Here is a 17,693-nt window from a genome sequence, read left to right as displayed (position 1 = left end):
TTATTGATTCCCGTTGGTGAGTGCCTGCACGACCAGTTCCATGCGCGCACTGCGGGAACCTTTCACCAGCACAGTGGTGTTCCCATCCAGTTCCGGCGCCAGTGCCTGGATCAAGGCCTCGCGCTCGGAAAAATTCTTTTGAACGTGTTGCCGACCCGCGGCAAATTCAATACTCGCCGCAGCACTCAGAGTGCCGAGGGTAAACAGTTGATCGATGCCCCGCTCCCGCGCCAGCCGGCCCATATCGCGGTGCGCCTTGTCCGCCTCCGGCCCCAGCTCCGCCATATCTCCCAGCACCAGGATCTTCTTGCCATCGCGCTGCGCCAGCAGTTCGATGGCAGCGCTGACAGAACCCGGGTTGGCGTTGTAGCTGTCGTCGATCACCGTCGCGCCGCGTTTACCTACGACGGACTGCATGCGACCGCCAACGCCCGACAGCGCGCTGAGTCCGGTGGCAATTTCCGCAACCGGTATTCCCGCCGCATAGGCGCAGCCGGCGGCGACCAGTGCGTTGTGCACGTTGTGCTCGCCGAGCAGTTGCAGCTGCACCGGGTGGCTTACGCCTTCCACCACCAGATCGAAGGACGCGCAGCCCAATGCGTCTATTACAATGTTGTCCGCATGCACGGCGCACTGGTGACCTAAACCAACTTCCAGGGTGTGCACACCTTCCGGCATTTCGCCGCGCCAGTAATCTGCGTAGTTGTCGTCCGCGTTCAGCACCGCAATGGCACCGGGCTCGAGGCTGGTGTAGATCTGCCCCTTGGCGGTGGCGATGCCATCCACTGAGCCAAAGCCCTCCACATGTGCTGGCATCACGTTGTTGACCGCGGTAATTCCCGGCCTGGCGATGCCGCACAGGTAGCCGATTTCATTCGGCCCGCTCGCGCCCATTTCCACGATCAGCACCTGGTGTTCCGGCGCGAGGGAAAACAGGGTCATGGGCACCCCGAAATGGTTGTTCAGGTTGCCGCGGGTCACACATACCCGGTGGCTCTGGCCGAAAATCGACGCCAGCATTTCTTTCACCGTGGTCTTGCCACAGGAACCGGTAATGCCGATCACCGGACCGTTAAATTGTTCGCGACACAGACGGCCGATCTGCCCCAGGGCAATGGTGGTGTCAGCCACCAGCCACTGCGGCAGGGACGAGCCCTCAATCACTTTTTCCGTCACCACGCCCAGCGCATTGCCGTCGATGTCAGCAAGAAAATCGTGCGCATCGAAAGTTTCCCCCCGCAGCGCCACAAACAGCGCGCCCGGGTCCAGCTTGCGGGTGTCGGTACACACGGCGGTAAACGACACCGAGCCGTTAATCAGCTCACCGCCGAAACGCTGCTGTAATTGCTGCAGGGAAATGGGGGCGATCATGGGCGGCTGGCCTCCACCTCTCCGGCGGCGCGCTGCGCCAGTGCGGCGGCGGCCTGCTCACGATCGCAGAAATGCAGTTTTTCACCCGCGATCAACTGGTAGTCCTCATGGCCCTTGCCGGCAATCAGCACGGTGTCACCGGCGGTGGCCTGGCTGATGGCGTAGCGGATGGCCTCGGCGCGATCCACATTTACCACGCAGCGAACACCATCCACGCCACCGTCGATACCCTCGAGAATGCCGTCGATAATGGACTGCGGATTTTCGCTGCGGGGGTTGTCACTGGTAACAACCACGTGATCGGCCAGCTCCGCGGCAATGCGCCCCATGGGAGCGCGTTTACCGGTATCCCGGTCGCCGCCGCAGCCGAACACACACCACAACTTACCGCGACAGTATGGACGCGCCGCCTCCAGCGCTGCGCGCAGGGCATCCGGCGTATGTGCGTAGTCCACCAGCACACTGACCTCATCGGCATTGCCGCTGGAGACCCGCTCCATGCGCCCCGGCACCGGTTGGATATGCGGAAAGGCCGCAAGGATATCCGCCAGCGGCATTCCCGCCGCCGCAGCCGCCGCCACTACCGCGAGTGCGTTGTGGATATTAAAGTCACCGATCAATGGCGCATGCAGTTCACCTTCCCCCCACGGAGTAATCAGGTGTACCGAGAAGCCGCTGTCGAGACGCTTCAGATTGCGCACCTGCACATCGCCCGCTTGCAGACCGTAGGTAATCACTTTCAGGCCGCGCAACTTGCAGCGCTCCACCATCTGCGCGCCGAAGGGGTCATCGACATTGATGACACCGCGCTTCAGCTTTGGCAGTCCGAACAGCTTTTCCTTAGCGGCGCCATAGGCGGCCATATTGCCGTGATAGTCCAAATGGTCGCGGGTGAGATTGGTAAATACGGCGGTATCGAATACCAACCCGTGCACCCGCCCCTGTGACAGGGAGTGGGAGGAGACTTCCATCGCCGCGGCGCGCGCTCCCTGGGCGTAGAAGGCCGCGTAGTCCGCTTGCAGTCGCACCGGATCGGGGGTGGTCAGCCCGGTTTCCTCAAGATGGATTGCACCGTCTTTCCACACGCCGTTGCCAATGGTGCCCATCACCGCAGCGCTGCCAAAATGGCGTGCCAGTAGCTGAGAGGTGAGGAAAGCACAGGTGGATTTACCGTTGGTGCCGGTCACACCCACCAGATACATGGACTCGGTGGGATGCTGGTAAAAACGCGCGGCAATTTCGCCTACGCGCGCGGCGAGCCCGGGCACGGTCATCACCTGGATACCGCCGCGCTCCTCGGCGCCGAGGGTTTCGCCGTCGGCGAGCACCGCGGCGGCGCCCCGCGCAATGGCGGCGTCGATGTACTCGCGGCCGTCGACCTGAGTGCCGCGCAGCGCCATAAAGACATCACCCGCCTTGACCTGACGGCTGTCGAGAGCCACACCAGTGACTTCGATATTGGGAATGCCTGCGTAGCCCGGCAACAGAGCGGACAGGGTAGCGGTGCGATTTTGCGTGGAATTGCGCTGGGTCACGACGTTGTACCTCTCTCGTCGAGCTGCGTCGCCAGCTGTTGTTCAGCGGGCACAATTTCTGCCGGCGGCACCTGCAGGAGGCGCATGGCACCGGTCATTACTTTTCCGAACACCGGCGCGGCAACCTCGCCACCGGAGTATTTGACGGTACTGGGCTCCTCTATCACCACGACCGCCGCCAGGCGCGGGTTCTCGGCGGGTGCAAACCCGGCAAACACCGAGCGATAGCGGCTGTCGGCATAGCCTTCGCTGCCCACCTTGTGCACGGTGCCGGTTTTACCCGCCACCCGGTAGCCTTCCACCGCGGCGCGCTTGCCGGTACCGACAGAACTGATCACGGTCTCCAGCATGGTCGTCACCTGGCGCGCCAGTTTCGGCTCCACCACACGATCCGCCTCGGCAGCCTTTTTACCCGGTTCCATAATGAGTGAAACCGGGCGTTTGAGCCCGGCGTTGGCAACCACACTGTAGGCCTGGGCCAGCTGCACAGCATTCACTGTCAAACCGTAGCCGAAGGCAAAGTTGGCCAACTCAATGGGATGCCAGCGTGTGCGGCTGGGCAGTATCCCCGGGGCCTCCCCGGGGAATCCGGTGCCAACCGCTTCTCCGAGCCCCATGCGGTAAAAAAGTTCACGCAGGGTTTCCGGTTCCAGATCCATCGCCACCTTGGTGATACCCACCTGACTGGACTTGGTGATCACTCTGGTCAGGTCGATCGTGCCGTAGTTCACCGGGTCCAGTAGGGTTTTGCCCGGCAGGCGGATATAGCCCGGACTGGTGTTGATCGGTGTGTGCGGCTGGTAGCGTCCACTCTCCAGCGCCGCCAGCGCGGTCAGGGGCTTGACGGTGGACCCCGGCTCAAACTGGTCGATCAACGCGCGATTGCGCATCGCCGCAGCTTTTACTCCCTGGCGATTGTTGGGGTTAAAGGAAGGCTGATTAGCCATCGCCAACACGTCACCACTGCGAGTGTCCAAAATCACCATATAACCAGCAGCGGCACCGTTCTCAGCCACCGCCTTCTTAAGCTCCCTATAGGCCAGGTACTGCAGGCGCATGTCGATGGTGAGCTGCAGGTCGCGCCCCGGGCGCGCCTCCTGCTTCACTGCCAAATCCTGCACGGTGCGCCCTTTGAGATCTTTCACTACCTGACGCTTGCCCGGCTCGCCGGCAAGGGACTGCTCATAGGCGAGTTCGAGCCCTTCCTGACCGCGATCGTCAATATTAGTAAAGCCCAGCAACTGGGCGGTGACCTCACCGGCGGGGTAAAAACGGCGGTACTCCTTCTTGCTGTAAACGCCGGCCAGATCCAGAGCCAGCACCTTGTGCGCCTGCTCCGGCGTCATATGGCGCTGCAGGTACATAAACCCCTTGTTGCGGTACTTTTCCAGGCGCTTTGCGAGACTGGCCGCCGGTACACCCAGGGCAGCGGCCAGGGCGCGCAGTTGAGACTCGGACGCTTCTTTCAGCAGTTGCGGGTTGGCCCAGATGGTCTGAACCGGGGTGCTGACGGCCAGCAGCTCGCCGTTGCGATCAACAATGGAACCGCGGTAGGCGGCGATTTCTTCCGTTCGGATGGTGCGGGCGCGCCCCTGGTCCTGCAGGAAGCGGAAACCCTTGTCCTGTTCCGGCAGCACCTGCAGGCCGGCCAGGTGCACAACCAGCGCCACAGCGAGCAGGCACAGCAAACCGGCCACCAGCGCGAAGCGCCAGCGGGCAATACCCGGCTGCGGTTGCTGCTTTTTCACTGCGCCCATGGCAGATCCCTTTCCCTACCCTGCTGTTATCGGTTTGGCACCCCGCTGCGCGGTGGTACCTTATGTTTTTGTCGCGTTCGTCTTTGTCCATCAATCCCGGCATCAGCGCCCAGAGCGCACCAATATCCGTTCGCCGGGCGTCGGCGCGCGCATGTCCAACCGCTCCCGCGCCACCTGCTCAATACGGCTGTAGGCGGACCAGGCGCCGCGCTCCAGCAGCAGGCGCTCCTGCTCGTAACGCAATTCATCGCGGTATCGCTGAGCCTGCTCCAACTGCGCGGTCAGCGCTCGACTCCGCTGGGTGGTGTGCACCACGCCAAGAGACGACAGCATCACCAGCCCCCACAGACACACCAACAGCCAACGGTTTCCGCGCACTGGACTACCCCAGCCGCTCGGCGATGCGCATAACGGCACTGCGGGAGCGCACGTTCTCACCCACTTCCTGCGCTTCGGCCTTGACTGCCTTGCTCACGGATCGCAGGGTCCGTTGGATCTGACGGTCCATTACCGGCAGCCCGCGGGGCAACTGCGGCCCCTTCTCCTGCTCGCGAATAAACCGCTTCACCATACGATCCTCCAGCGAGTGGAAGCTGATCACTACCAGACGACCGCCCGGCTTGAGCAGCGCCAGCGATTTCGCCAGCGCCTGCTGCAGGTCTTCCAGCTCCCCATTCACGTGAATCCGGATTGCCTGGAACACGCGCGTGGCCGGGTGCTTCCCCTTTTCCCAGGCGGGGTTCGCCGCCTTGACCACTTCCGCCAGATCCAGGGTGCGCACAAATGGCTTCTCCGCCCGGCGCCGCACGATGGCGCCCGCTATGCGTCGGGCAAAACGCTCTTCACCATACTCCTTGAACACCCACGCCAACTCTGCCTCGGATTCACTGTTCACCCAGTCCGCGGCACTGATGCCGCGACTGGTGTCCATACGCATGTCCAGCGGGCCGTCCTGCATAAAGCTGAAACCGCGCTCAGGCTGATCCAGCTGCGGCGAGGACACGCCGAGGTCCAGCAGAATACCCGACACCCGGCCCGCCATATCTCCTGCAGCCAGGTCCATATCCGCAAACGACCCGTGCCAGATCTCAAAGCGCGACTCCCCGTGAAAGCGGCTGCGGGCAAACTCAACCGCCTGCGGGTCTTTGTCTATAGCCAACAGATGGCCGCCGCTCCCGAGCAGCTCCAACACAAGCGCGCTGTGGCCGCCACGGCCAAACGTGCCATCGATATAAAAGCCGTCGGGGTCCACCACCAGGGCGTCCACAGCCTCGCGTAACAACACACTGCGATGCAGTTCCTGGGACACCCGGCGCCCTCCTGTGATTGTCAAAAATTCATTCCTGGCCTGCCGCCCCTGACACAAATCAGTTACAGGGACAGTGAAACCATTTCCTCCGGCATATCGCCGTCGCCCTCATCGTCGAGCCACGACATCCAGCGGTCCTCGCTCCAGAGTTCCAGCTTCTTGCCCTGCCCAACCAACATCAACTTCTTCTCGAGCCCCGCGTATTCGCGCAGGGTTGGCGGAATCAACACCCGCCCGTTGGCGTCCACCTGCAGTTCGCAGGCGTAGCCGATCAGCAGTCGCTGGGCGCGGCGCGCCACCTTGTTGAAGCTGGGGAGCGCCTCGATTTTCGGTAAAATTTCGCGCCACTGAGGTTCAGGATAGACGAGCAGGCAACGCTCTTCCGTATGCGCCGTCACCACCAGACGGCCGCCGCAATCTTCCAGCAGCGAGTCCCTGACTCGCGCCGGAATGGCCAGACGCCCCTTGGCGTCCATGTTGATTGCGTGACTTCCCAGATACATGGATCGGGTCTTCGGTTTCCCTGACAGTGTTTTGTTGCGCGGAGTGAAACCTGCTTGCTTTGCCCTGGCGGTAGGTGATTATCCACTCACAACCACATCTAACCCACCAAGACCCACAATTTTCCACTTTTCCCCACTCCGAACACTATAAATCTGAGCGGCGTAAAGTCAAGGAAATACACCGCGCAAGAGAGGAAAAAGCCCAGTAATTTCGCGGGCTGCAGGCGGAGTGTTCACATTTCACACAGCAGCAGCCGCGGGCAACTGCACAGCAAAGCAAGCACTTACTTTGGCAAGCTGACAAGTTACTTTAACTTTGTAAGGAAGCCCGCTGGCGGGCAAAGGGTTTAGGAAAGGTGAGTGGATACTCAGGAGCACCACCGCAATCCGACACCCAACGCGGACAAAGCGCGACACCCCAGGGCGCTCCTCACACTGCCTCACGAGCCACATAGAACGATGAGACATATAAAAATCAGCTTTTATTATTTTTAATGGAGTTAAAGTCGCTGTAGCTTTGCGCTATCCGACAATCAGCAGGAAACCGGCCATGGGCTTTTCAGCAGGACTGAGCACACAGACACCCCTCTCCCGCACCTTCCACCACGGGGCGGATCTGGATGCGCTCAACCAGCGTTTCAACACCAGCAAGCCCAGTGAAATCATCCAGTTCACTGTTGCCGAGGCGGAAAACCCGGTGGTGTTTACCAACTTCCGGCCACTGGCCGTGGCGTTCCTGCACCTGGTAACACAGGCCAGACCCGACATACCGGTCATCTGGGTAGACCACGGGTACAACACGCCGGAGACCTACCGCCATATCGAGAAGGTCATCAAGCTGCTGGATCTGAACCTGCACACCTACTCACCGAAAATGTCCGCCGCCCACTACAACGCGGTCTACGGCGGTATTCCTCCCCTGGATACCCCGGAGCACGACTTTTTCTCCCGCACCGTGAAACTCGAGCCCTTTAACCGCGCCATGCAGGAACTGAAGCCGGATGTGTGGCTGAACGGTATCCGCCACGACCAGAACGCCCACCGCAAGGGCCTCGACGTGTTCACCAAAGGCAACCACGGCACCATTCGCGTGGCACCGATGTTCCACTTAAAGGAAATCGATGTGGAGGAATACGTCTACGAGAACGACCTGCCGGACAACGATGTGTACTTCGACCCCACCAAGGGTGAAGAGCACCGGGAGTGTGGATTGTTGCTGCAGAAGTAAGCGCTTGATTGGAGGATGGCCGGCAACCGCGACGCGGCTGCCGGCCATCTGGAAGTAGGTGAGTCAACCGATAAGCCGGGTTCTGTCGAGGACAATCATTCATCTGGGATGTGTGTCACCACACACCTCAAGCGACCTACCCGCCCTCAGTGCGGGTCACACCTATAGAGGGCCTATTTGGTCTTGCTCCGAACGGGGTTTACCGTGCCACGAACTGTTACCAGTCGCGCGGTGCGCTCTTACCGCACCCTTTCACCCTTACCTGTACTCCCCCAAACCGAAATTCAGGGAAGCCATCGGCGGTCTGCTCTCTGTTGCACTTTCCGTAGGCTCGCGCCCCCCAGGCGTTACCTGGCGCCCCACCCTATGGAGCCCGGACTTTCCTCCACCACACCACCCGAAAGCGGCACGACAGCGATTGTCTGGCTGACTCGGCGCGAAGGTTAATGAGCGCTGACCACAGATGCAAGCACTAAAACCGGCGCCAAACCCTACTTTTGCTCCAGCGACCAGTTATACAACAACTTCTTGTTTACCCCGGTAATCTCCGCCGCCACCGCCGCCGCGCGCTTGGGGGGCAGCTCAGCGAGCAGCAGCTTCATCACCCGCTCCGATTCCGCATCCAGTTCGGCGGCTTTGGTAGCATCCGCCCCCCTTACCAGCAGGACAATCTCGCCCCGCTGCTGGTTACTGTCGGCGCGCACCCACTCCACCAGCTCCGCCAGCGGCAGCAGCTGAATGGTCTCGAATGCCTTGGTGAGCTCGCGGGCAATCACCGCCTCGCGGGTATCACCGAAGATCTGGCGCATGGCCTCAAGTGTGTCCAGCACCCGATGCGGGGCTTCGTAAAACACCATGGTGCGGATCTCACCCGCCAGTGACTGCAAGGCCTTTTCCCGCGCCAGCGGCTTGGCGGGCAGAAAACCCTCAAAGGTAAAGCGGTCACTGGGCAGGCCGGCGGCGGACAGCGCCGCGACGAAAGCGCAGGGCCCGGGAATGGGCACAACAGCAAAGCCGCGCTCGCGCGCTTCCCGCACCAGGCGATAACCGGGATCAGATATCAACGGAGTGCCGGCGTCCGAAATGAGGGCCACCACCTGCCCCTGTTCCAGACGCTCGAGAATCTTCGCAGTGCGCTGGTCGTCCGAGTGGTCGTGGTACGCCACCAGCGGAGTATCGATGGAAAAGTGCGAAAAAAGTCTCTGACTGTGACGGGTGTCCTCCGCGGCCACCAGATCCGCGGATTGTAGAACTTCAACGGCTCGCGGTACCATATCCGCCAAATTGCCAATGGGCGTCGCGACGATATAAAGCACCGCTTTATCCAGCCCCATAGTTCACTCCAGAATAAGTTTTGTGGGAGAAGAATATGTCCGCCCTGCACCGGCGCATCCCCTTCATCATTCATAGTCTCGCCGCCGGCGCCCTGGCGCTGTCCGTGGCCGGCTGCCAGACACCCAGCAGCGAGCGCAACGCGCAGATCCCGAACGATAGCGGCAATATCGCTACCGCAAACCGACAGAACGCCATACGCCTGCTCAACAGTGCGCGCGAGCTGCCGTCGCCGGCAAAGGACCAGGCGCAGCTGCAGGCGGCCGCCATTCTATACACTCTGGGCGATAACGCGACGGCCCGGCAAGCGGCCAGCGCCATCGACGCGGAGCAATTGACGGACGCCGAGTATGCCCGCTACGCCCATGTCTACGGCAGCGCACTGGCGGCGGACGACGAATTTTTCACAGCACTCGACCTGATCAGCGCCCCGCGACTGGAGCAGGTCTGGTACCAGATCCCCGCGGAAGTCGCATTGCCGCTGCGCAACCTGCGCGCGGACTTGTGGAACCTGATGGGCGACATCGACAGCGGTATCGCCGAGCGCCAGCGCATCGCCACCCTGGCGCGGGAAGACGACGCCATCCGCCGCAACAACGACGGCCTGTGGCAACTGCTGACCCAGCTGCCCTCCAGTGAGCTGCGCCACCGCGCGGACGACTCCCTCGACTCAAAAATGCGCGCCTGGTACCAGCTCGCGCTGCTCGGCCGCGACACTCAGGCAGACATCAGTACCCAGCTCACCGCGCTCAGCCGCTGGCGCCAGCAGTGGCCCGGACACACCGCGGTCAGCCACCCACCCCAGGCCCTGCAGCTGCTCGAGCATTTGGCGTCCCAACGCGCACAGAATGTCGCCCTGTTGCTGCCGCTGTCGGGCCCGCTGGGCTCTGCCGGCCGCGCCATTCGCGACGGATTCATGGCGGCCTACTACAGCGCGCTGGACGCCGGCGCACCCACGCCACAGGTGCAGGTCTACGACACCGGAACCGAGCAGCCGTTTGACGAGATCTATCAGACCGCCATCAACAATGGCGCCCAGGCCATTGTCGGTCCGCTGGACAAGGACAAGGTGGCCAATCTGCTGGCCACGGAAAAACTGCCGGTTCCCACCCTGGCGCTGAACTATGCCGGAGACTGGGGTGACTCAGCCCGCCTCACCGATGATCTGGTGCAATTCGGCCTGGCCATTGAGGACGAGGCGCGCCAGGTTGCACAGCAGGCCTACCGCCTGGGTCACCGCCAGGCGATGATCCTGGCTCCCGAGTCCAGCTGGGGGCAACGCGGCCTCGAGGCATTTACCGAAGAGTGGAACAGTCTCGGCGGCACCATCAGTATTAGCCGCAATTACACCGACAACAGCAATTTTTCCCAGTTGGTGAGCGACGCGCTGCTGATTCCGGAGAGTAAAAATCGCGAAGCGGAGTTGCGCCGCAAGCTCGCCGCCCCACTCAAATTCACACCTCGCCGCCGCGGCGATGTAGATATGCTGTTCGTGCTGGCCCAGCCGCAGCAGGCGCGCCAGATAAAACCCATGCTGTCTTTCTTCTACGCTGGTGCACTGCCGGTGTTTTCCACCTCGCAAGTATTTGCCGGCAATGTGGACCCGCAGCGCGACCGCGATATCAACGGGGTGCGCTTCACCGCGCTGCCGTGGCTGTTTGAAGACGACAACCAGACCAAGCGCAACATCGTGAAACAGGCAAACCCGTCACCGGCCTTCGCGCGCCTGTACGCACTGGGTGCCGATGCCTTTCGTCTCTATCCGCGCCTGCCGATGCTGCGTCAGTTCCCCAACCAGCGAGTGTATGGGCTCACCGGCTCGCTCAGTCTGGCAGCCGATGGGCGCATAGTGCGCGAGCAGATCTGGGCGAAAATCGACGACGGCAAGCCGGTACCAATCACTACGTCTGCAAGCGGAACCCCCATCTCCGATAGCAGCGCGCGCATTGATTGATCGCAGCGGGAAATGACATAACAGTAGACGCAACAATCCATAGAAAGGGAATTTCATGGATACCACGAGTATTGGAAACCAGATGGAAGCGCTGGCGGAGAGGCACCTTGCCGGAGCCGGCCTGCGCATCGTCGAACGGAGTTTTCGCGGTCGCTTTGGCGAAATAGACCTTATCGCCCGCGACGGCACCACGCTGGTGTTTGTAGAAGTGCGTTTCCGGCGCAACCGCAGTTTTGGCGGCGCCGGTGTATCCGTTGACTATCGCAAGCAGAAGAAACTGCTCGCCACCGCCAGCGGCTACCTGCAGTATCGCCGTCTCGACTGCCCCTGCCGGTTTGATGTGATCAGCATCGAACAGGATAAAATCGCCGGCACACTGAATATCGACTGGATTAAAAATGCCTTCGGGCAATAGGCTTACCCAAAAGGAAACCACAGAAACGATGGAACAGCGCGTTGTAACCCTGTTTCACCGCAGCATTGAAGCCACCATGAATGCCGGTGAACTTTTGGCACCTTTGATTGCCGAAGCCAGCGAAATGATCGTGCACACGCTGCTCGCTGAAAACAAACTACTGATCTGTGGTAATGGGCTCAGCGGCGCGCTCGCGCAGAGTTTCTCTGCGCAGCTGATGGGCGGATTCGAGCGCGAGCGCCCCGGGCTGCCAGCGTTGGCCCTGAATGGCGACGCCATCACCACTGGCACCGTGGCCCGCAATCACGGCCGCGCCGAATCCTATGCGCGCCAGGTTCGCGCACTCGGCCATCCCGGTGACCTACTGGTAATTATCAGCACCGACGGCCGCGACTCCAACCTGGTGCAAGCAATTCGCGCTGCTCACGATCGCGATATGGGCGTACTCGCGCTGACCGGTGGTGAGGGCGAGGGAGACTGCACGGCACTGCTGGATGTGCACGATATTGAGCTGCATGTGCCTTCCGAGGTTCCCTCCGAGGTACATCAGGTACATATGCTCACCCTGTTCTGCCTGTGCGATCTCATCGACAGCAGCCTGTTTGGTGGATACGAGGACTGAACCATGCAATCAACAACAGGAACCAAAATTTTCAACCCGCTCAAGCTCGCCGTCGCCGCGTGCGTAATTTCTGCGCTCGCCGGCTGCGCCACGGTGCTGGATGCCACCCACGACGGCCCGATACAACCGGATCCGGGTGAGCGGACCTTCGGCACCTATATTGACGACCAGCGGCTGGAAACCATCACCAAGGTGAACATCGGAAAAGCGCATCCGGACCTGAAAGCCGCAAATATCGATGTAGTGGCATTTAACGGGGTGGTGCTGCTCACTGGTCAGGTATCCAGCAATGAACTGCGCGATCTCGCCGGGCGCACCGCACAGCAAGTGCACACGGTGCGCCAGGTCTACAACGAGATTCAGGTACGCGGCTCCACCTCCATGCTCGCACGCACCAGCGACGCGTGGCTGACCACCAAGGTCAAGAGCGTATTGATGGCAGATAAGGAAGTCGACAGCGGGCGTATCAAGGTGGTCACCGAAAATGGTGTGGTCTACCTGATGGGACTGCTTACCCGGCAGGAAGCGGAGAACGCCGCGGAAGTGGCACGCACGGTGGGCGGCGTGCAGAAAGTGGTGAAGGCCGTGGAGTATATCGACTAGATTGATCATCCACGCCACCAACAAAAAACGGAGGCTGCAGCCTCCGTTTTTTGTTGGTGTTCCCTAGCGAAAAGAACAGATCAGGGACGTTCGATCGCGACTGCCGTTGCCTCACCACCGCCGATACACAGGCTCGCAACACCTTTTTTCAGATCGCGGTTTTCCAGTGCCGCCAGCAGTGTGACGATCACCCGCGCACCGCTGGCACCCAGAGGATGTCCGAGCGCGCAGGCCCCGCCATTCACATTGACCTTGTCGCGGGGCAGATCCAGCTCCTTCATCGCCGCCATAGTGACCACGGCAAAGGCCTCGTTGATTTCAAACAGGTCCACATCACTCGCCTGCCAGCCGACCTTCTTCAGCAGGCTGGCCATGGCGGACACCGGCGCGGTGGTAAACCACTCCGGCGCATGCGCAAACTGGCTCTGACCGCGCAGTACCGCCAGTATTTTCAAGCCGCGCGCCTTGGCCTCGCTCTCACGCATCAGCACCAGTGCCGCGGCACCGTCGGAAATGGAACTGGCATTGGCAGCCGTCACCGTGCCGTCCTTGCGAAAGGCGGGACGCAGTTGCGGGATTTTTTCCGGGCGCGCATTGCCTGGTCCCTCGTCCACGGTCACTTCCACCTCTCCACCGCGGCCGCACACGGTCACCGCAGCGATCTCCCGCTTGAAGGCTCCGGTCTCAATCGCGGTATTGGCCCGCGCCAGGGATTCCAGGGCAAAATTGTCCTGCTCTTCGCGGGTGAAGCTGTACTTGTCCGCGGTACACTCGGCAAAATTGCCCATCAACTGGCCGTCGTAGGCGTTTTCCAGTCCGTCGGTAAACATGTGATCCAGCACTTCGCCGTGGCCCAGACGTATGCCGCCGCGAGCCTTTGGCAACAGGTAGGGCGCGTTGCTCATACTTTCCATACCCCCGGCCACGATCACTTTGGCGTCACCGGCGAGCAGTGCGTCGCGGGCCATCATTACGGTTTTCATGCCTGAGCCGCACACCTTGTTGACGGTGGTCGTGGGTGTGCCCTCGGGAATACCGGCTCCCAGCGCCGCCTGGCGCGCCGGCGCCTGGCCGAGACCCGCGGGCAGGACACACCCCATCAGCACTTCATCTACATCCTCCGGCGCCACAGCGGCATCGGCGAGGGCGGCGCGGATGGCAACAGCTCCGAGCTCCGGTGCACTCAAACCCGATAGCGCACCCTGCATCGCGCCCAGAGGGGTACGGGAAAGACCGACAATGACCACCGGATCTTTAATTTGCTCACTCATGCTGAATCCTCTCCAGTTGTAACGGAATTCGCCGCCTCAGGCTGACCGGTATTGCGATGATTGTTTATTTTGCGGTGGATTATACCTCACACTCCGGCAATCAATACCATCCACCCTTCGTTGTAGTCGCCATGTGCCAGGCGAAAAACGCCACGCTCCAGAACGATTGCCACTGCGCCCCAAGGCGGGCGCCGCCATGCCCCCGAGGCGATAGCCGCCGTGCCCCCGAGGCGATAGCCGCCATGTTAGTATCTGGCGCAACTGCCGGATGAACCCATCCGGCCCAATCGCCCTGACCGATCACAACAGCTTCATCCGCAAAAGCACAACTGCACAACCAAAGAGAGTGCGCATTTATGGATATTTCGACCATTGTCTGGCTGGTAGTTCTCGCTGCACTGGTGTTCTACGTCATCAGCATCTACAACCGCCTGGTTTCCCTCAAGAACCGCTACGAGAACGCCTTTGCGCAAATCGAAGTGCAGCTGAAGCGCCGCTATGATCTGATTCCCAATCTGGTGGAATCCGCCAAGAGCTATCTCAAGCACGAGCGGGAAACCCTGGAAGCGGTGATCAGTGCGCGCAATTCGGCTCTCGCCGGTCTGAAAGCCGCCGCCAACAATCCCGGCTCCGCCGCCGCCATCGCCGACCTGGCCAATGCCGAAAGCCTGCTCACCAGCGCTCTCGGCCGCCTGAACGTGGTGATGGAAGCCTACCCGGACCTGAAGGCCAACCAGACTATCCAGCAGATGATGGAAGAACTGACCAGCACCGAGAACAAGGTGGCCTTCGCGCGACAGGCATTCAACGATGGCGTCACCGCCTACAACATCTACCGCCAGAGCTTCCCGCCGGTGTTTTTTGCCGGCTTCTTTGGCCATCGCGAGAACGGCAAGCTGCTGGAGTTCGCGGACTCAGAGGCGTTTCAGGCCGCGCCCCGAGTGCAGTTCTGATCTGATGCCCGCCCATGAACTTCTTTGAATATCAGGACAAGGCGCGCCGCAACACCACCCTGCTGGTGGCGCTGTTTGCCGCAGCGGTACTCGTGCTTATCGCCATTACCACGGTGTTCTTCGCCTTTATCAGCCGCGCCTCCGGCGCAGCGGGGCCGGAAAGCAGTCTCACCGGGATGCTCGCTGCACTGGGATGGAACACGATTGCCGGAATTGCCATCACCATCACTGCGGTCATCGCGCTCGCCAGCTTTTACCGGCTGCACCAACTGGCAGCCGGCGGCCGCGCGGTAGCGGAGTCGCTCGGGGGGCGCAAGATCAACGTCGCCCCGCGGGATCTGGCGGAGCAGCGCGCACTGAATGTGGTGGAGGAAATGGCGCTCGCCTCCGGTACCCCGGTACCCGAGGTGTATGTACTCGACGACGACGCCATCAATGCGTTCGCCGCCGGTTACCAGCCGTCAGACGCGGTGATCGGCCTTACCCGAGGCAGTATTGAACAGTTGAGCCGCGACGAACTGCAGGGCGTAGTCGCGCACGAATTCAGCCATATATTCAACGGCGACATGCGCCTCAATATCCGCATTGTCGGCCTGCTGCACGGCATCCTGATCATCGGTCTGGTGGGTAGCTGGCTGCTGCGCGGCAGTTACTGGGGCAGCGGCCGCGACAGCCGCGGTCGCGCGGCATTATTCGGCGTGGGTGTCGGACTCGTCGCCATCGGTTACACCGGCACCTTTTTCGGCAATCTGATCAAGTCGGCAGTAAGCCGCCAGCGGGAATATCTGGCCGATGCCTCAGCGGTGCAGTTTACCCGCAGCAATCAGGGCATCGCCGGCGCACTGAAGAAGATTGGCGGTCGCCAGCAGGGCTCGCACCTGCGCGCCGTTAACGCCAGCGAATTCAGCCATATGTATTTCGCCAACGGCCTGAAACACTCCTTCCTGGGTCTGTTTGCCACCCACCCGCCGCTCGCCGAGCGTATCGGCCGCCTGGACCCCCAGTGGAAAGGCTGGGACTACGCCGCTACAGAAACCACCGGAGATTCGCACAGCGAACAGATCTCCGGTATCCACTCAGCGAACATTCAGCCAGCCGCCACGGCGGCAGGACACCCCTCTCCCGACTCCGCCCCCGGCAGCCAGTACCGCGCGCGCCTCGGCCGGGTTCTGACGGCGGTGGACAACAATGTCGCACAACCATCCGCCGCGCAGGTGACGCTGGGCAGCGTACTGCTGGCGCAAATTCCGGCAGACCTGAAAGCCGCCGCGCACGACCCTTTCGCGGCGCGCGCCCTTGTCTACGGGCTCTTGATGGCGCCCAGCCAGTTTGCGCTGCAGCGCGCGGTGCTGGAGAAGTCCGCACATCCGGCGGTGTTGCGCGAGTTCGACCGGTTGCAGCCGTCGCTCGCGCCATTGCCCGCGACCAGTCGACTACCACTGTTGGATCTGTGTGTGCCCGCGCTCAAGGCACTGGCACCACAGCAGTACCAGATCTTCAAACGCAACCTGATCAAACTGCTGCGCGCCGATGGCAGAGTGGAGATCTGGGAATGGGCCCTGTACCGGGTGCTGATCCACAGCCTGGAGGCCAATCCGGACCAGCAGCGCAAAACGACCGCGGGCAGCCGCGACAGCGCGCGGACGGACGCCCAGCGTTTCCTGCTGGCGGCCATGGCGCATGCCGGGAATACCGACTACTTGAGCGCCAAACGCGCCTACGAGGCGGGGCTCACGGCACTGGGACAGACTCCGGTGCCACTGCCCGCGGCAGGGGATATCAGCCTGCAGCGACTGGACAAAGCCCTCGCCATCGCCCGCGACACCGCACCGCTGAAAAAACCGGTATTGCTGAAAGCGCTCGCCACCACGCTGGCGCACGACGGCGAAATTCGCGCACAGGAAATCGAACTGCTGCGAGCCATCGCCGACTGCCTCGATTGCCCTATGCCACCACTGGTCGACATCCCTGCTTCAACGCTGCAGCATGACGAGCGCAGCATCTCTGCGGCGGCGACCTCCTGATCCGGGAGCCCGGTATATGGCAGATCAAGAGTGGAATGGTGAAAGCAACAAAGCCGGCATACCGCCGGCTTTGTTGCAGAAGACGTAAAAGAATTGCGCAAGGAGCCCTTTTTCTCTCCTAGTGCTGATACACAGGCCCGACACCCATGCTCCAGATGATCACAGAACAGATCATTATGGTAACCAATCCCACCAGGCCGATGGTCAGCACTGCACTGGCGTACAAGAAGGCCCGCTCCTTACTCATGTTCATCAGGATCGGAATGCCCTCGTACAACAGGTAGACCGAGTAGAGCGCCGCCAGCCCCATCACCGCAACCACCAGCCAGAGATGGGGATAGAACAGCACAATGCCCGCCAGCAGTACTGGAGTGGTGACGAACACAGCGAGCGCGGTACCCTCATAGTGACGCGTGGGTTCATCGCCCTCCACACCATAGGCCTTAGCCATCCAGTTGATGAACTCACCCACCAGGTAAATTCCGATCAGAAGTGCCAGATAAGTAATTACCGCCAGCGCAGCGGCACTTGCCGGTGTCAGTTTCGCAACATGCCCACCGAGCTCAAACCCTACCCGGGTGACACCGATATACCCGGCGACAGCGGGAATCAGTGCGAGAATCGGCACATGGCTCAGGAATACCTGGACGAATGAATGCTTGTCGGCACGAATGGCGCGCCATTCCCTGTCCGGATTGGTGAATATACCGATGGTGTGGCTGAGTAATTTCACAAGGGTCCCTCCTGCGTACAGCTTGCTTGCAGTATCGGAAGACCGAAGCCAATTCACCAATCAATAACAGGAATACGGCGTCA

General features: G+C 61.3%; 16 protein-coding genes and 1 other RNA gene. 7 read left to right on the top strand and 10 right to left on the bottom strand.

Annotated elements, in window-relative coordinates:
* The 6 genes from murF to mraZ all read right to left on the bottom strand — a co-directional run bounded on the left by murF (window position 1) and on the right by mraZ (window position 6,475).
* Window positions 1–1,371 (bottom strand): UDP-N-acetylmuramoyl-tripeptide--D-alanyl-D-alanine ligase, encoded by a 1,371-nt coding sequence (murF, locus tag GNX18_RS00395; RefSeq protein WP_166214734.1) that lies wholly within the window; start codon window positions 1,369–1,371, stop codon window positions 1–3.
* Complete coding sequence (locus tag GNX18_RS00390) at window positions 1,368–2,906, bottom strand: UDP-N-acetylmuramoyl-L-alanyl-D-glutamate--2,6-diaminopimelate ligase (RefSeq protein ID WP_205828021.1); 1,539 nt, start codon at window positions 2,904–2,906, stop codon at window positions 1,368–1,370. Before GNX18_RS00390 ends, murF begins: the two co-directional genes overlap by 4 nt.
* Window positions 2,903–4,663: a penicillin-binding protein 2 gene (locus GNX18_RS00385; RefSeq protein WP_138235825.1), complete on the bottom strand. Its 1,761-nt coding sequence runs from the start codon at window positions 4,661–4,663 to the stop codon at window positions 2,903–2,905. The genes GNX18_RS00390 and GNX18_RS00385 overlap by 4 nt, the downstream gene beginning before the upstream one ends.
* A gap of 102 nt (window positions 4,664–4,765) precedes the next feature.
* Entirely contained in the window at window positions 4,766–5,041 is a 276-nt protein-coding gene (gene ftsL, locus GNX18_RS00380) for a cell division protein FtsL (protein ID WP_240914121.1), read from the bottom strand.
* Between the two features lie 4 nt (window positions 5,042–5,045).
* The gene (gene rsmH / locus GNX18_RS00375) at window positions 5,046–5,972 is read right to left on the bottom strand and encodes a 16S rRNA (cytosine(1402)-N(4))-methyltransferase RsmH (RefSeq protein ID WP_166220219.1); all 927 of its coding nucleotides are present in this window, start codon (window positions 5,970–5,972) and stop codon (window positions 5,046–5,048) included.
* Between the two features lie 62 nt (window positions 5,973–6,034).
* Entirely contained in the window at window positions 6,035–6,475 is a 441-nt protein-coding gene (gene mraZ, locus GNX18_RS00370) for a division/cell wall cluster transcriptional repressor MraZ (protein ID WP_138235824.1), read from the bottom strand.
* A gap of 550 nt (window positions 6,476–7,025) precedes the next feature.
* Here mraZ and GNX18_RS00365 point away from each other — a divergent pair.
* On the top strand, window positions 7,026–7,703 hold the full coding sequence (locus tag GNX18_RS00365) for a phosphoadenosine phosphosulfate reductase family protein (protein WP_171018964.1): 678 nt from the start codon (window positions 7,026–7,028) through the stop codon (window positions 7,701–7,703).
* 55 nt (window positions 7,704–7,758) lie between these two features.
* On the opposite strand, the gene rnpB is transcribed toward GNX18_RS00365, so the two are convergent.
* Together rnpB and rsmI are read right to left on the bottom strand one after the other, a co-directional pair.
* Window positions 7,759–8,137: RNase P RNA component class A (gene rnpB / locus GNX18_RS00360), an RNA gene on the bottom strand.
* 57 nt (window positions 8,138–8,194) lie between these two features.
* The gene (gene rsmI / locus GNX18_RS00355; protein WP_166214732.1) at window positions 8,195–9,037 is read right to left on the bottom strand and encodes a 16S rRNA (cytidine(1402)-2'-O)-methyltransferase; all 843 of its coding nucleotides are present in this window, start codon (window positions 9,035–9,037) and stop codon (window positions 8,195–8,197) included.
* A 35-nt stretch (window positions 9,038–9,072) separates the two neighbouring features.
* Here rsmI and GNX18_RS00350 point away from each other — a divergent pair, with 35 nt between their 5' ends.
* From GNX18_RS00350 to GNX18_RS00335, 4 genes are read left to right on the top strand one after another with little or no spacing between them, the layout of a single operon-like run.
* Window positions 9,073–10,989, top strand: a complete 1,917-nt coding sequence (locus tag GNX18_RS00350; protein ID WP_166214730.1) for a penicillin-binding protein activator — start codon at window positions 9,073–9,075, stop codon at window positions 10,987–10,989.
* A 55-nt stretch (window positions 10,990–11,044) separates the two neighbouring features.
* Window positions 11,045–11,404, top strand: a complete 360-nt coding sequence (locus GNX18_RS00345) for a YraN family protein (protein ID WP_166214728.1) — start codon at window positions 11,045–11,047, stop codon at window positions 11,402–11,404.
* Between the two features lie 28 nt (window positions 11,405–11,432).
* Window positions 11,433–12,026, top strand: coding sequence for an SIS domain-containing protein (locus GNX18_RS00340; RefSeq protein ID WP_105101674.1), 594 nt, complete (start codon window positions 11,433–11,435; stop codon window positions 12,024–12,026).
* A 3-nt stretch (window positions 12,027–12,029) separates the two neighbouring features.
* Window positions 12,030–12,629: a BON domain-containing protein gene (locus tag GNX18_RS00335; RefSeq protein ID WP_138235819.1), complete on the top strand. Its 600-nt coding sequence runs from the start codon at window positions 12,030–12,032 to the stop codon at window positions 12,627–12,629.
* Between the two features lie 80 nt (window positions 12,630–12,709).
* On the opposite strand, the gene GNX18_RS00330 is transcribed toward GNX18_RS00335, so the two are convergent.
* The gene (locus GNX18_RS00330) at window positions 12,710–13,888 is read right to left on the bottom strand and encodes an acetyl-CoA C-acyltransferase (RefSeq protein ID WP_305792238.1); all 1,179 of its coding nucleotides are present in this window, start codon (window positions 13,886–13,888) and stop codon (window positions 12,710–12,712) included.
* Between the two features lie 368 nt (window positions 13,889–14,256).
* Between GNX18_RS00330 and GNX18_RS00325 the strand changes: the two genes are divergently transcribed.
* Together GNX18_RS00325 and GNX18_RS00320 are read left to right on the top strand one after the other, a co-directional pair.
* Window positions 14,257–14,853 (top strand): LemA family protein, encoded by a 597-nt coding sequence (locus tag GNX18_RS00325; protein ID WP_205828020.1) that lies wholly within the window; start codon window positions 14,257–14,259, stop codon window positions 14,851–14,853.
* A gap of 14 nt (window positions 14,854–14,867) precedes the next feature.
* Window positions 14,868–16,877 carry a M48 family metallopeptidase gene (locus tag GNX18_RS00320; RefSeq protein WP_166214724.1) on the top strand — a complete coding sequence of 670 codons (2,010 nt, stop codon included), beginning with the start codon at window positions 14,868–14,870 and terminating at the stop codon, window positions 16,875–16,877.
* 118 nt (window positions 16,878–16,995) lie between these two features.
* Here the strand turns inward: GNX18_RS00320 and GNX18_RS00315 are convergent, their stop codons facing one another.
* Window positions 16,996–17,610 carry a Yip1 family protein gene (locus GNX18_RS00315; RefSeq protein WP_138235816.1) on the bottom strand — a complete coding sequence of 205 codons (615 nt, stop codon included), beginning with the start codon at window positions 17,608–17,610 and terminating at the stop codon, window positions 16,996–16,998.
* Window positions 17,611–17,693 lie beyond the last annotated feature (83 nt).

The organism is Microbulbifer sp. SH-1 (assembly GCF_011326135.1).
GTDB classification, from domain to species: domain Bacteria; phylum Pseudomonadota; class Gammaproteobacteria; order Pseudomonadales; family Cellvibrionaceae; genus Microbulbifer; species Microbulbifer harenosus.
This window is presented reverse-complemented; position numbering and strand designations above follow the sequence as displayed.

Coding starts and splice junctions, on each gene's coding strand:
- GNX18_RS00350 (WP_166214730.1), top strand. CDS start 9,073: ATGTCCGCCCTGCACCGGCGCATCCCCTTCATCATTCATAGTCTCGCC.
- rsmI (WP_166214732.1), bottom strand. CDS start 9,037: ATGGGGCTGGATAAAGCGGTGCTTTATATCGTCGCGACGCCCATTGGC.
- GNX18_RS00335 (WP_138235819.1), top strand. CDS start 12,030: ATGCAATCAACAACAGGAACCAAAATTTTCAACCCGCTCAAGCTCGCC.
- murF (WP_166214734.1), bottom strand. CDS start 1,371: ATGATCGCCCCCATTTCCCTGCAGCAATTACAGCAGCGTTTCGGCGGT.
- mraZ (WP_138235824.1), bottom strand. CDS start 6,475: ATGTATCTGGGAAGTCACGCAATCAACATGGACGCCAAGGGGCGTCTG.
- GNX18_RS00325 (WP_205828020.1), top strand. CDS start 14,257: ATGGATATTTCGACCATTGTCTGGCTGGTAGTTCTCGCTGCACTGGTG.
- GNX18_RS00345 (WP_166214728.1), top strand. CDS start 11,045: ATGGATACCACGAGTATTGGAAACCAGATGGAAGCGCTGGCGGAGAGG.
- GNX18_RS00320 (WP_166214724.1), top strand. CDS start 14,868: ATGAACTTCTTTGAATATCAGGACAAGGCGCGCCGCAACACCACCCTG.
- GNX18_RS00340 (WP_105101674.1), top strand. CDS start 11,433: ATGGAACAGCGCGTTGTAACCCTGTTTCACCGCAGCATTGAAGCCACC.
- GNX18_RS00365 (WP_171018964.1), top strand. CDS start 7,026: ATGGGCTTTTCAGCAGGACTGAGCACACAGACACCCCTCTCCCGCACC.
- GNX18_RS00385 (WP_138235825.1), bottom strand. CDS start 4,663: ATGGGCGCAGTGAAAAAGCAGCAACCGCAGCCGGGTATTGCCCGCTGG.